The organism is uncultured Sphingomonas sp. (assembly GCF_964244235.1).
Taxonomy (GTDB): domain Bacteria; phylum Pseudomonadota; class Alphaproteobacteria; order Sphingomonadales; family Sphingomonadaceae; genus Sphingomonas.
The window spans coordinates 1-12,959 of the sequence record NZ_CAXTII010000077.1; the positions used below are offsets into that span (position 1 = coordinate 1).

The 12,959-nt window shown below is 64.4% G+C and carries 12 protein-coding genes; 5 read left to right on the forward strand and 7 right to left on the reverse strand.

The features are described 5' to 3' along the window. Positions 1-1,442 (forward strand): acyl-CoA dehydrogenase C-terminal domain-containing protein (locus ACFE7D_RS11800; protein ID WP_375395610.1); only part of this gene is annotated, 1,442 nt, incomplete at its 5' end. Between the two features lie 38 nt (positions 1,443-1,480). On the opposite strand, the gene ACFE7D_RS11805 is transcribed toward ACFE7D_RS11800, so the two are convergent. The 3 genes from ACFE7D_RS11805 to ACFE7D_RS11815 are packed head-to-tail and all read right to left on the reverse strand — an operon-like array spanning position 1,481 to position 4,913. After that, positions 1,481-2,719: a cell wall hydrolase gene (locus tag ACFE7D_RS11805; protein WP_375395611.1), complete on the reverse strand. Its 1,239-nt coding sequence runs from the start codon at positions 2,717-2,719 to the stop codon at positions 1,481-1,483. After that, complete coding sequence (gene cysK, locus ACFE7D_RS11810; RefSeq protein WP_375395612.1) at positions 2,719-3,639, reverse strand: cysteine synthase A; 921 nt, start codon at positions 3,637-3,639, stop codon at positions 2,719-2,721. The genes ACFE7D_RS11805 and cysK overlap by 1 nt, the downstream gene beginning before the upstream one ends. Continuing rightward, on the reverse strand, positions 3,639-4,913 hold the full coding sequence (locus ACFE7D_RS11815; protein ID WP_375395613.1) for an MFS transporter: 1,275 nt from the start codon (positions 4,911-4,913) through the stop codon (positions 3,639-3,641). Before ACFE7D_RS11815 ends, cysK begins: the two co-directional genes overlap by 1 nt. A gap of 121 nt (positions 4,914-5,034) precedes the next feature. On the opposite strand from ACFE7D_RS11815, the gene pdhA reads away from it, so the two are divergent. Further along, positions 5,035-6,075 carry a pyruvate dehydrogenase (acetyl-transferring) E1 component subunit alpha gene (pdhA, locus tag ACFE7D_RS11820; RefSeq protein ID WP_375395614.1) on the forward strand — a complete coding sequence of 347 codons (1,041 nt, stop codon included), beginning with the start codon at positions 5,035-5,037 and terminating at the stop codon, positions 6,073-6,075. Continuing rightward, positions 6,075-7,523: a pyruvate dehydrogenase complex E1 component subunit beta gene (locus ACFE7D_RS11825; protein WP_375395615.1), complete on the forward strand. Its 1,449-nt coding sequence runs from the start codon at positions 6,075-6,077 to the stop codon at positions 7,521-7,523. The genes pdhA and ACFE7D_RS11825 overlap by 1 nt, the downstream gene beginning before the upstream one ends. 31 nt (positions 7,524-7,554) lie before the next feature. Here ACFE7D_RS11825 and ACFE7D_RS11830 read toward each other — a convergent pair whose 3' ends face one another. Genes ACFE7D_RS11830 through ACFE7D_RS11840 form a run of 3 tightly spaced genes read right to left on the reverse strand, consistent with a single transcriptional unit; the run spans position 7,555 to position 10,143 of the window. Further along, positions 7,555-9,015 (reverse strand): TadE/TadG family type IV pilus assembly protein, encoded by a 1,461-nt coding sequence (locus tag ACFE7D_RS11830; protein ID WP_375395616.1) that lies wholly within the window; start codon positions 9,013-9,015, stop codon positions 7,555-7,557. Between the two features lie 4 nt (positions 9,016-9,019). Continuing rightward, positions 9,020-9,571, reverse strand: a complete 552-nt coding sequence (locus ACFE7D_RS11835; RefSeq protein WP_375395617.1) for a TadE/TadG family type IV pilus assembly protein — start codon at positions 9,569-9,571, stop codon at positions 9,020-9,022. Beyond that, positions 9,568-10,143, reverse strand: coding sequence for a TadE/TadG family type IV pilus assembly protein (locus tag ACFE7D_RS11840; protein ID WP_375395618.1), 576 nt, complete (start codon positions 10,141-10,143; stop codon positions 9,568-9,570). Before ACFE7D_RS11840 ends, ACFE7D_RS11835 begins: the two co-directional genes overlap by 4 nt. Positions 10,144-10,284: 141 nt before the next feature. Here ACFE7D_RS11840 and ACFE7D_RS11845 point away from each other — a divergent pair, with 141 nt between their 5' ends. Together ACFE7D_RS11845 and ACFE7D_RS11850 are read left to right on the forward strand one after the other, a co-directional pair. Then, positions 10,285-10,977, forward strand: a complete 693-nt coding sequence (locus tag ACFE7D_RS11845; protein WP_375395619.1) for a squalene/phytoene synthase family protein — start codon at positions 10,285-10,287, stop codon at positions 10,975-10,977. A 59-nt stretch (positions 10,978-11,036) separates the two neighbouring features. Then, positions 11,037-11,519, forward strand: coding sequence for a histidine kinase (locus ACFE7D_RS11850; RefSeq protein ID WP_375395620.1), 483 nt, complete (start codon positions 11,037-11,039; stop codon positions 11,517-11,519). Positions 11,520-11,528: 9 nt separating this feature from the next. On the opposite strand, the gene trmFO is transcribed toward ACFE7D_RS11850, so the two are convergent. Continuing rightward, complete coding sequence (trmFO, locus tag ACFE7D_RS11855; protein WP_375395621.1) at positions 11,529-12,908, reverse strand: methylenetetrahydrofolate--tRNA-(uracil(54)-C(5))-methyltransferase (FADH(2)-oxidizing) TrmFO; 1,380 nt, start codon at positions 12,906-12,908, stop codon at positions 11,529-11,531. Positions 12,909-12,959: the final 51 nt, after the last annotated feature.

A 12,959-nucleotide genomic window follows, 5' to 3' on the forward strand; every position in this document is an offset into this window, starting at 1 on the left:
GCATCCTGCTGAGCCACACGCATCACGACCACCACGGCGCGGTCGCCGCGCTGCTAGCGAAGGGCAGCCCGGAGGAGCAGGCTAAGTACGTGCCGAAGATGGTGTCGGGCGAATGGGGCGGCACGATGAACCTGACCGAGCCGCAATGCGGCACCGATCTGGGCCTGATCCGCACCCGCGCCGAGCCGCAGGCGGACGGGTCGTACAGCATCACCGGCACGAAGATCTTCATCTCGTCGGGCGAGCATGACCTGACCGACAACATCATCCACCTCGTCCTCGCCAAGACGCCGGGCGCGCCCGATTCGTCGAAGGGCATTTCGCTGTTCGTGGTCCCGAAGGTGATGGTCGAGGACGACGGTTCGCTCGGCGCGCGCAACGCGGTGTCGTGCGGGTCGATCGAGCACAAGATGGGGATCCACGCCAATTCGACGTGCGTGATGAATTACGACGGCGCGACCGGCTGGCTGGTCGGTGACGAGATGAAGGGGCTGGCGGCGATGTTCATCATGATGAACGCCGCGCGGCTCGGCGTCGGCTTGCAGGGGCTTGGCGTCGCGGAGACGGCGTATCAGAACGCCGTCCAGTACGCGCACGATCGCCGCCAGGGACGTGCCCTGACCGGTCCGAGCGAGCCGACCGAGAAGGCCGATCCGCTGTTCGTCCATCCCGACATCCGCCGCCTGCTGATGGAGGCGAAGGCGATGACCGAGGGGTTGCGGGCGTTGTGCCTGTGGGGCGCGCTCCAGGTCGATCTGGAACATGCCGCGCCGGTCGATGCGGATCGCCAGATGGCAGCCGACCTGATCGGGCTGCTGACGCCGGTCATCAAGGGATACGGCACGGACAAGGGCTACGAGATCGCGACCAACGCGCAGCAGGTTTATGGCGGTCATGGCTACATCGCCGAATGGGGCATGGAGCAATATGTCCGCGATGCGCGGATCGCCATGATCTACGAAGGCACCAACGGCGTTCAGGCGATGGACCTGGTCGGGCGGAAGCTGGCGCAGAATGGCGGTCGTGCGGTGCAGTCATTCTTCGCGCTGGTGGCGGGCGAAGTTGCTTCGGCGAAGCAGGACGGCGCGACGGCGGACTTCGCGACGCGGCTGGAAAAGGCGCTGGGCGATCTGCAGGCGTCGACGATGTGGTTCATGGCGAACGGCATGAAGAACCCCGACAATGTCGGCGCAGGTGCGTATTCGTACATGACGCTGATGGGGCATGTCGCGGTCGCGCTGATGTGGCTGCGAATGGCGGTCGCCGCGACGCGGCTGAAGGCGGCGGGGGAGGGTGAAACGGCGTACCTCGATGCCAAGCTGGTGACGGCGCGCTTCTTCGCCGAGCGGGTGTTGCCCGAGACCGGGGCGCTGCGTCGGAAGATCGAGGGCGGGGCGGAGTCGCTGATGGCGTTGCCGCCCGAGATGTTCATGGCGGCTTGAGTGTCGATGTTTGCCGCCGTCGGACACAGGCCTATATTCTATTGAGTTTGGCTCGGGGAAACCGGTGATGCCATATTGTCGGATCGTCGCCGGGCGTCGGAAGCGGCGGTTGGCGAGGCCGTCGGCCTCGGTTCGGGGGCAGTAGGCATGTCATGCCTCAGCACTTGCCGTTTCATGCACCGTGCAGGCGTCGTTGCGGGAAATTCGATGCAATTCCACAGCATTTTTTCGTAGCCGGCAGATCGGTCACGCATATAGCTGAACGATAGCGCAGCAACCTGTTCGGGTGTCAGCGGCAACGACAGCGCGGTTGCCTCGCCGTCGGTCCAGCCCATCACCCTGCACTTCGGCCGATCGCCGCATGCTTTCAGGGCAAGCGCTTGGAAGCTCGCCGGTGTCGTCGGGTCCAGGGTCGTGAGGAAGCTATCGGGATCGGATCGCGAGGGAGCCAGCCCTCGTACGACGAGCGATATGGGGTCCGCCGGGGCATCGCCATCGCCGCCCGCATCGACGCCAAGCCGATGCGCATCCGAGATCGCGGCCAGTTGCGCGATCATCGGCTCGTGCCCGTCCGGGTGGCGGTCGAAGGCGGGCGGGGTGCCCCACCACCCGCTCCAGCGGAAGAACAGATGCGTGTGGACCGCGGCGATCTTGTCCAGGCTCGACTGCCAATATGGCACCACCCAATCCGTGTGGTAATGCGTTGCGTAACCGATCGGCCGGTCCACCGTCCCCGACAACGCAGCGGTGGCGACTTCGCGCGCGCGTCGCCAGGCATCGTCGGTGGGGTGCCAGCGCTGCATCGCGCCGTCGCAGCTGAACGAGAATTGGCAACCGGTGCTTCGCTCCTGCCCCTCGAACACCACGCCGCAGACCGTCTTGGGAAAAGCGGGATGCCGCAACCGGTTGAGCACGACCTGCGCGACGGCTTTCTCGCCCTGCGTATCGTCACCCGCCTCGTACAGCGTCCCCGCCGCCATGCAGTCGACCGCGCGCGCCCGGTCTTCCGCAGCACCGGCGAAATGGAACGGCCGCGCCGCCGGGTTGGGACCGGTCGAAAAAGGTATGTCCGAATTATAGGCCCGCGCTTCGTTCGGACTGAGATCGACGAAACGCATCGGCTCCACCGCCGGCAGTTCGGCCTTCGGAACGATCCGTGGCGATGGCAGAACGGCGACGGGGCGGGGGCGGATTCGCGGCGGGTGCGTAACGACGAACGCCGGCACCGCCACTGCGACGATCGCCACCGCGGCCGTGGCCGCGTCGATTGGCCGCATCAGCTTTCGGGCAGGAAATCGGGCACCGACAGATAACGCTCGCCGGTATCGTAGTTGAAGCCGAGCACCCGAGCGCCGTCGGGCAGGTCGGGCAGCTTCTGCAATATCGCCGCCAGCGTCGCGCCCGACGAGATGCCGACGAGAATGCCCTCCTCCGTTGCGGAACGGCGTGCCATGTCCTTCGCGACCACGGCATCGACCTCGATCACACCATCGAGTGCCTGGGTATGAAGATTGGCAGGGATGAACCCCGCGCCGATTCCCTGAATCGGATGGGGTCCCGGCTGGCCGCCGGCGATGACGGGTGAGGCGGCGGGTTCGACCGCATAGACTTTCAGGTTCGGCCAGCTCTTCTTGAGCGTTTCAGACACGCCGGTGATGTGTCCGCCGGTGCCGACGCCGGTGATAAGGACGTCGATCGGCGTATCCGCGAAATCGGCCAGGATTTCCTGCGACGTCGTTCGAACGTGCACGTCGATGTTCGCCGGATTTTCGAATTGCTGCGGCATCCAGGACCCGGGTGTCCGCTCGACCAGTTCCAGCGCGCGTTCGATCGCGCCCTTCATGCCCTTCTCGCGCGGGGTAAGATCGAAGCTTGCGCCATAGGCCAGCATCAGGCGGCGGCGCTCCAGCGACATGCTTTCGGGCATGACGAGAATCAGCTTGTAGCCCTTGACGGCGGCGACCATCGCCAGGCCAACGCCGGTATTGCCGCTGGTCGGTTCGATGATCGTCCCGCCGGGTGTCAGATGGCCGTCCGCCTCGGCCGCCTCGATCATCGCCAGCGCGATCCGGTCCTTGATCGATCCGCCGGGGTTGGACCGTTCGGACTTCACCCACACCTCGCTGTCGGGGAACAGCTTCGACAGTCGGATGTGCGGCGTATGGCCGATCGTATCGAGAATGGTGTTGGCCTTCATCACACGGTCTCCATGGCAGTCGATCGGTCGGGCATGTCGGGCGGGTCGAACGTCCGCGCAAGCCTCAATTCGGGGAAAAGCCGCGCCCAGGCTATCGTGATCGCGATCGCGCTGACCCCGCCGAAGACGACCGCGCCGACGGGACCGAGCAGCGACGCCATCAACCCGCTCTCCGCTTCGCCGAGTTCGTTCGAGGCGGAAATCGTCAGCTGCGAGACGGCGCTGACGCGGCCACGCATGGAGTCGGGTGTGTGAAGCTGGATCAGCGAGGAACGGACATAGACCGATACCATGTCCGCGCCGCCCGCCACGATCAGCGCCGCCAAGCTGAGCGGGAGCCAGGTCGAAAGGCCGAAGGTCAGGATCGCTACGCCGAAGACGATGACCGCGACCAGCATCTTCACGCCGACGTCGCGCGCCATCGGCCGGAACGAGAACCAGATGGCGGTCGTCGCCGCGCCCATGCCCATCCCCGCCGCCAATATGCCGAGCCCGCCGGCCCCGACATGCAGGATGTCGCGCGCGTAGATGGGCAGAAGCGACGTCGCGCCCGCCAGCAGCACCGCAAACAGATCCAGCGTGATCGTCGCGAGGACCAGCCGGTTGCGGCGGACATAGGAGAAGCCATCCAAGATACGCGCCAATGGCTTGCGATCGGCTTGGGTCGGCGGTTGCGGAACGGGGCCGATCGCGAACATCGTCGCCAGCGCGACCGCCAGCAGGACGGAGATCGTCGCATAGGCGAAATCGGGGTGGATGGCGTAAAGCAGACCACCAATGCTGGGTCCGGCAATCGTTCCCACCTGCCAGGCGATCGACGAGATCGCGATCGCGGTCGGCAGGCTTTCGCGCGGCACCAGGTTGGGCGCCAGCGCGGAATAGGCCGGCCCGGAAAAGGCACGTGCGACACCGACGAACACCGCCGCCCCGAACAGGGCGGGCAACCCCAGCAGGTCCATCCGCGTCAGGATACCCAGCATCGCCGCGACGACAGTCAGCAACGCGGTCGTGCAGCGCACGATCCAGCGCCGGTCGACGCTATCCGCTATGAGTCCCACGACGGGGGTCAGCAGGAACAGCGGTACGAACTGCGCCGCGCCCATCATGCCCAGCAGGAACGCCGCGTGCCGGATGTCCATCGTCTGCCGCGCGATGCCATAGACTTGCCAGCCGAGGATGATCGCCTGCGCGCTAATTCCCAGCGTACCGGCGAAACGGGACAACCAATACGCGCGGAAATTACCGATCCGCAGCGGGTGTAGGGGTTTGGGCATTGCGGCTTTCTGTAGGCATGCCGGCACGGGATCGGCAACCCGTCGGGGCGGCAATTGATGTCCGCCCGTTACCGGGACTATAGGCGTTGCTCCTCCCCCAGGAACATGAAGGTTTCCATCCGTGGCCAAAGCCCCCGCATCCCTCACCGCGCCGCCGCTACCCAATCGCGAGCGGCCGGCGGAACCGACGTCGTACGAGGCGTCGACCGAGGAATTGCTGCAGTTCTACAAGGATATGCTGCTGATCCGCCGGTTCGAGGAGAAGGCGGGACAGCTGTACGGCTTGGGGCTGATCGGCGGATTCTGCCATCTCTACATAGGCCAGGAAGCGGTCGCGGTCGGGCTGCAGTCTGCGCTGTCCAAAAAGGACAGTGTGATTACCGGCTACCGCGACCATGGCCACATGCTGCTGTGCGGTATCCCGCCCAGGGACGTGATGGCGGAGCTGACGGGGCGTCAGGCCGGTATTTCCAAGGGCAAGGGCGGTTCGATGCACATGTTCAGCGTCGAGCATAAATTCTATGGCGGACACGGCATCGTCGGCGCGCAGGTGTCGCTCGGCACCGGTCTCGCCTTCAGCCATAAATACACGAATGACGGCGGCGTCTGCCTCGCCTATTTCGGCGACGGCGCGTCGAACCAGGGGCAGGTGTACGAAAGCTTCAACATGGCGGAACTGTGGAAGCTGCCGATCGTGTACGTGATCGAGAACAACCAGTACGCGATGGGGACCAGCGTGAACCGATCGTCGGCGGAGGATCAGCTGTACCGTCGCGGCGAGAGTTTTCGCATCCCCGGTATCCAGGTGGACGGCATGGATGTGCTGGCGTGTCGCGGGGCTGCCGAGGAGGCGCTCGCCTGGGTGCGTGCGGGCAAGGGGCCGATCATCCTGGAGATGAAGACCTATCGCTACCGCGGCCATTCGATGTCGGACCCCGCCAAATACCGCAGCCGCGAGGAGGTGCAGGCGGTCCGCGACAAATCCGATCCGATCGAACATGCCAGGAAATTGCTCGAGGAACGCGGCATCGGGGAGGATGCGCTGAAGACCATCGAACAGGACATGCGAAAGACCGTGAACGCCGCCGCCGACTTCGCCGAGAGCGCGCCCGAACCCGATCCGGCCGAACTGTATACCGATGTGCTGGTGGAGCGTTACTGATGGCGATCGAGATCAAGATGCCAGCACTTTCCCCGACGATGGAGGAGGGCACGCTCGCCAAATGGCTGATCAAGGAGGGCGACAGCGTCACTTCGGGCGACATCATGGCGGAGATCGAGACCGACAAGGCGACGATGGAATTCGAGGCGGTCGACGAAGGCGTCGTGACGAAGATCCTGATCGCCGAGGGGACCGACAACGTGAAGGTCGGGACCGTGATCGCGACGTTGGCCGGGGAAGGTGAGGACGCTTCTTCCACCCCTCTCCTTCCAGGAGAGGGGCAAGGCGCGCAAGCGCCGCGGGGTGAGGACAGCAACGACCTGCCCTCACCCCCCGCCGCTGACGCGGCTCCTCCCTCTCCCGAGGGGAGAGGGGACGAAGGGAAGCCCAATTCCGGCACCGCGCAGCTCGTTGCCGCGGCCGAAAATACCGGCAAGGCCGATCCCGCGATCCCCGTGGGCACCGAGATGGTCAAGATCACCCTTCGCGAAGCACTCCGCGACGCTATGGCGGAGGAAATGCGGCGCGACGACCGCGTATTCGTGATCGGGGAGGAGGTCGCGCAATATCAGGGCGCTTACAAGGTCACGCAGGGGCTGCTCGACGAGTTCGGGGATACCCGGGTCATCGATACCCCGATCACCGAATATGGCTTTGCCGGTGTCGGCACGGGTGCGGCGATGGGCGGGCTCAGACCGATCGTCGAATTCATGACGTTCAACTTCGCGATGCAGGCGATCGACCATATCGTCAATTCCGCGGCGAAGACGAACTACATGTCCGGCGGGCAGATGCGCTGTCCGATCGTGTTCCGCGGCCCCAACGGTGCCGCCACCCGGGTCGGTGCGCAGCATTCGCAGAACTACGCGCCCTGGTATGCGAGCGTGCCCGGCCTGATCGTGATCGCGCCGTACGACGCCGCGGATGCGAAGGGACTGTTGAAGGCGGCGATCCGGAGCGAAGACCCGGTCGTGTTCCTGGAAAACGAACTGCTCTACGGCCGCAGCTTCGAGGTGCCGAAGCTCGACGATCACGTCCTGCCGATCGGCAAGGCGCGGATCATGCGTGGGGGCAAGGACGTCACGATCGTCAGCTATTCGATCGGCGTCGGCCTGGCGCTCGAAGCCGCAGAGACCCTGGCCGCGGAGGGTATCGACGCCGAGGTCGTCGACCTGCGCACGCTGCGCCCGCTCGACAAGGCGACCGTCCTGAAGTCGCTCGCCAGGACCAACCGTCTGGTCGTCGCCGAGGAAGGTTGGCCGACCTGCGGCATCGCGTCGGAGATCATCGCGATCTGCATGACCGAGGGCTTCGACGATCTCGACGCACCGGTGCTGCGTGTCACTGACGAGGACGTACCGCTACCTTATGCCGCGAACCTGGAGAAGCTGGCGTTGATCGACGCGGCGCGGATCATCGAGGCGGTGAAGAAGGTGTGCTATCGGTGACCCCCGTGAGGGGGTTGCCGAATGTCGCTGATCAGTTGGTAATGTGCGCGGTAGCGACCGCCGCCTGGAACAGTTGGTTCAACGCGGTCGAAATGTCCTGGTCGGTCGTGACCTTGTAATACAGGCCAGGCGATGAGCAGTTCTGAAGCGCCGGTTCGATCTGGGGAAGGCGAGCGACGATGTTTCCTCTATTCGGGTTGATCGAATAGTCGTCGTTGGCGGCGCTGGCGACATATTCGGTGTAGAGAATACCGATGCGGATGCCGCGCGCCTTGATGGTGTCGCACAGCGAGGTGTCGATCGCGACCTCGGGTGGGCCGTTGCCGCTCGGGGAACGATATTCGTCGCGCATACCGTCGGTGACGATGAACATGATCTCCTGCGGCTTGTCGCCGGGTTGATTGGAACCGTTGCCCGGCGCGGGCATTAGGGTGTTGAGGCGCGTAAAGGCATCGCTCGTTCCGGTGTCGGTATCGCTATTACCATACCAGCCTTGTGGCGTATTGTTATCGTAATTTGCATTGTTTGCGTAATAGAATGATGTCTTAACATTACCAGCCGAGTTAGCGACCAATGACAAGTTGCTGGTAATGCCTTGTAATGAACGGTATCCGTTATAGGCTTTACTGTCTTTGGAAGCGAAGGTAGACAGCGCGGCGCGATATTGGGCGTTGTTATTCTGTTCGGTGCTAGTGGCCGTTGTCATCATCGATTGCACTGCCTTGCGCGCTTCGTCGGATCGTAGCAGGATGCCGTATGACGTTGCCACGCCATAATAGTCGGTCATGTTGCCACTTTTGTCTCTGGCCTTAATTGGATAGTTGGTGTTGTGACAAGCAAATGCGCAATTCTCAGAATTTAGGCTTTGCAACTGACTGATCCCTGCCGAGGTCGAAGGAATCGCCATCGATGCCGAGCTGTCGAGCAGCACGTAGAAGTCGATGTTCGGTGCCTGTTTGGCGTTGGTCGTTGAGGTTCCCCCAAGTTCGATCTGCGCCATGTTCAAAAGGTTGCCGAATGCGTTGTGGGACGCCGCGGACCACTGCACCGATGTCGTTCGTGTATGCCCGACCCCACTGTCGTCGGTGACGGTGATGTGCAGCGTCCCATCGTCGTCGTTGACGACGGTTTTTGTTCCCGCGCTCGTCTGATTGATCGTGCAACAGCCTGTAAAATGGGAGGCTATCAAACCAGCAGTGCCATCGGCCTGCTGGTGCCACATATTATAGGCCGTGACCGCCGCTTTATTCGGCGACTGTTGCATCATCGGTGTCGTCACGGTCGACAGCGCCGCCGCATCGGCAATGGCGTTCAGCCGGGTCTGGATCCGCGCGGCGCGTGCATAATCGATCCCGATACCCACCGATAATGTGAGCGGGATCAATGCGAAGCCGAGAATCATGAACACGCTGCCGCGTCTGTCGGCGCGCAGCGCGGTCCATGCATAGGCGATGCGACTTACGACCTGACGAAAGGAATATCGAGATTTCATCATCTTATGGGCAATCGCTACAGGGCACTGACGCACTGTTGCGCGGGGACATATACAGCGTGTCGCGGAGCGGGATCGGGCCGAGCATGTTCGAGGCGATACCCGGCAGATATTGGTAATTGATTTCCGCGTAGATCAGGTAGGTACCCGGAACGACCAGCCCGACCGGTAACGTCACACTCGATCCTTTTGCGTACCCGGTACCGTTGACCGCCTGGCTCCAGTCGATCGTCGACTTACCGGTTATGTCGATCTTGACTTGGCTGATCCGCAACACGGCATTGCTGGTCGAATAAGGTACCATCACTTGTTGCGAGGCCGCGAGAAACTGCTGCGCGCCCGCCTGTGTGGTCGATGTGCTTTGGGTCGTAAGGTCGGCAAGTGTGCGAACGGTCGTCGTGACCTTTCGATAGGCCGAAACCGCATCCATCGTCTGATATCCGCCGACGAACAGGATCGCGAGAATCGGCACGGCGAAGGCGAACTCGATCAGCGCGACCCCGCGACGATCGCCCCTTAATCGTCCGAACCGACTGAGGACGGTGCCCATGGTCATGACCCGGAAGGCTCCGTCTTGAAGACCGACGTCGCGATCAGCAGGCGATTGCCACCCGACATGGTCGACAGATCGAAGCCGAGTGGCCCCGTGCTGGTCGCCCAGATATACATGACCTTGACTGTCGTGATCTGGTTCGATCCACCGGGCGCGTAAGCCCAGTTGTTGTTTTCCGCGCCGGTCTGGGCATTGTAGGTGATCGTCGGCGCACTGGTATTTGCCGAAGAGAAATTTGTCGTCGATTGCACGTCGATCCGCACGTTCGCGCATTTCATGAACCCAGGCAGCTGGTTGCAGACGGCGGTCATAAATCCCGCCTTTGTCATCCCGGCCGACTGATCCGTTCCGGTCATCAGCTGGCGGCTTGCCTTGAGCGTTGCGGTTTCGAGGGTCTGCTGGGCGAAAAAGGTGAGCGATACCTGCAGGATCGCCATGATCAGCGCGAACAACGGTCCGGCGACGAACGCGAATTCGATGACCGTCACGCCGCGTTCGTCGCGCGCCAGCCGCGCGAGGCTGCTGTCTCGCCCTTGCCGGGAAGCCGTCGCGGTACTGATCGCCCTTTGCATCATCGCGTCGTCGGTTCTTCCGTTGATCGGGACGCGTGTGGCGCAAACAGGTAAAGATCGGGTAAAGTCGCCCTCGCAGAGCCCGCGATCCGTGGGACAAGAGGGATTCCGCCGATCGTGCCGCCCTCCAATTCGGCTGAATCGGTGCTGCCGCCATCCGGCGAGCCGAGCATCGCCGCCGCGCGCCTCGCCGAACGCGGGGTGGTGTGCGGATATGTCCCCACCGATCGGCGCGCGGGGTTCGCGGCGTTGCTCGCGCTCGACGATGCGCTGGCGGGGATCGTCCGGACGACGCGCGAGCCGATCGTCGGGCAGATGCGGCTGACCTGGTGGTATGAGGCGCTCGAGACGCTCGACCGGGCGGGCGCGCCCGTCGGCGAACCGATATTGACGGCGCTGGCGGGGAAGGTGGTGCCGCGAGGGGTGGCGGGCCCGATGCTGGCTGCGATGATCGACGGCTGGGAAATGCTGCTCGACCCCGATCCGCTCGATGCCACCCACATGCAGACATTTGCGCGAGCCCGCGGCGAGGCCTTGTTCGGCGCATTGGCGGTCGTGCTGGGCGCGCCGATCGACGCCGGCATGGCGCGGGCGGGCGAGGGGTGGGCGCTCGCCGATCTGGCGATCCATGTCCGCGATCCGGCGCAGGCGGCGCTCGCCCGGACGATGGCGATCGATGCTTTGGCGAGCGGGTCGCAGCACGCCTGGCCGCGGCGGCTGCGGCCGATCGGCATGCTTTCCCTGCTCGCCCGGGCAGACCTCGCCGTCTCGCAGCCCCGTCCCGGATCGCCGCGCCGTCTCGCCCGACTGCTAATGCATCGGATTTGGGGGCGATAGCTTCCGCCCGACGCCCCGGATCGATAGCGTCGCGACAAAGGGGCAGGGGGATATATCCGATGTGGCGCTATATATTGGGGGGAGCGGCGGCGCTCCTGATGGCGACGGCGGGCGTGCTGTGGTTCAACGCGCGGGCGCGGACCAATGCGACGCCGCTTCTGGCAGCGGCACCGGCCGCCATGGCACCCGCCGCGGCGGCGACCGGCGATGCGCTGCCGACATCGGTTCCCGAGGCGACCGACCAGACGCGCGAGCAGAAGCGGTTCGCGCGTTATGACAGGGATCGCGACGGGATCGTGTCGCGCGAGGAATATCTGGCGTCGCGGCGCAAGGCGTTCGCGAAGCTCGACACCAATCACGACGGCACATTGTCGTTCGACGAATGGTCGTCAAAGACGATCGCGAAATTCGTGGCGGCCGATCACGACCGGTCCGGCAGCCTGATCCCGGCGGAGTTCGCAGCGACCGCGCCCAAGCGATCCGCACATCCGCGCAAATGTCCGCCGACGCAGGTCGCGCGGGAGGATGATCGCGGCGAATGAGCCTGTCGTTCACGACCCGACGAGGATGCCGTGGCCCGCGGACGAGGCTTCCTCCAACGAAGACTCCGCGATCCATGCCGCGAGCGAGGCACGCGCGCGGTCGGTATACATGCGCTTGCGGTCGGCCTTCTTCGTCCGGCCGGGGATCGGTGGGAACAGTCCGAAATTGACGTTCATCGGCTGATATGTTTCCGCGGTCGCGGCACCGGTGATGTGACCCAGCAATGCGCCGAGCGCGGTATCGACCGGCGGCGGTGCGGGTGTCCGCCCCGCCAGTTCCGCCGCGGCGAAACGCCCCGCCATCAGCCCGATGCCCGCGCTTTCGATATACCCCTCGCATCCCGTGATCTGCCCCGCGAAGCGCAGCGATGGCCGCGATTTCAGCCGTAGCGTCTCGTCGAGCAGGTCGGGCGAGCGGATGAACGTGTTGCGGTGCAGGCCCCCCAGCCGCGCGAACTCGGCATTCTCCAGCCCGGGAATGGTGCGGAACAGCCGCACCTGATCGGCATGTTTCAGCTTGGTCTGGAAGCCGACGATGTTCCACAGCGTTCCGAGCGCGTTGTCCTGCCGCAGCTGGACGACCGCGTACGGCCAGCGTCCGGTCTTCGGATCGTCGAGGCCGACGGGCTTCATCGGGCCGTAGCGAAGCGTATCGACCCCGCGCTCCGCCATCACCTCGATCGGCATGCACCCCTCGAAATAGGGTGTGTCCTTCTCCCAGTCCTTGAACGGCGTCTTCTCGCCTTCGACCAGACCGGTGTGGAAGGCCAGATACTGGTCCTTCGTCATCGGGCAGTTGATGTAATCCTTCGTCTCGCCCTTGTCCCAGCGTGACGCGAACCAGGCCACGTCCGTGTCGATGCTGTCGCGGTGGACGATAGGCGCCAGCGCATCGAAGAAGGCGAGGGCCTCCGCCCCCGTGGCACCCCCGATCTGCTCGGCCAGCGCGGCGGCGGTCAACGGGCCGGTCGCGATGATCGCCGGTCCCACGGGCAGGCTATCGATCCGTTCGCGCACCAGATCGATATTGGGATGCGCGGCCAGCGCCGCGGTGACGCCCGCGGCATAGCCTTCGCGATCGACCGCCAGCGCGGACCCCGCGGGCACCCGGTGCTTGTCCGCCTCGCGCAGGATCAGCGAGCCGAGCGTACGCATCTCCTGGTGCAGCAACCCGACCGCATTCGCCTCGGCATCGTCCGAGCGGAAGCTGTTCGAACAGACGAGTTCGGCCAGATCGTCGGTCTTGTGCGCCGGCGTCGCCTCGCCCCCCCTTGTCGGATCTGCGCCGCGCATTTCCGACAGGCGGACCCGGAAGCCGCTTTCCGCCAGTTGCCATGCGGCTTCGCACCCCGCGAGACCGCCGCCGATGATGTGAATGTCGCACGGCATCAATCACCCCGTGCAGGGTATCTTCGGGGCCATCGAAACGCCCGACTCCCG

Coding starts and splice junctions, on each gene's coding strand:
- ACFE7D_RS11830 (WP_375395616.1), bottom strand. CDS start 9,015: ATGAAATCTCGATATTCCTTTCGTCAGGTCGTAAGTCGCATCGCCTAT.
- ACFE7D_RS11825 (WP_375395615.1), top strand. CDS start 6,075: ATGGCGATCGAGATCAAGATGCCAGCACTTTCCCCGACGATGGAGGAG.
- ACFE7D_RS11815 (WP_375395613.1), bottom strand. CDS start 4,913: ATGCCCAAACCCCTACACCCGCTGCGGATCGGTAATTTCCGCGCGTAT.
- trmFO (WP_375395621.1), bottom strand. CDS start 12,908: ATGCCGTGCGACATTCACATCATCGGCGGCGGTCTCGCGGGGTGCGAA.
- cysK (WP_375395612.1), bottom strand. CDS start 3,639: ATGAAGGCCAACACCATTCTCGATACGATCGGCCATACGCCGCACATC.
- ACFE7D_RS11805 (WP_375395611.1), bottom strand. CDS start 2,719: ATGCGGCCAATCGACGCGGCCACGGCCGCGGTGGCGATCGTCGCAGTG.
- ACFE7D_RS11835 (WP_375395617.1), bottom strand. CDS start 9,571: ATGACCATGGGCACCGTCCTCAGTCGGTTCGGACGATTAAGGGGCGAT.
- ACFE7D_RS11840 (WP_375395618.1), bottom strand. CDS start 10,143: ATGATGCAAAGGGCGATCAGTACCGCGACGGCTTCCCGGCAAGGGCGA.
- ACFE7D_RS11850 (WP_375395620.1), top strand. CDS start 11,037: ATGTGGCGCTATATATTGGGGGGAGCGGCGGCGCTCCTGATGGCGACG.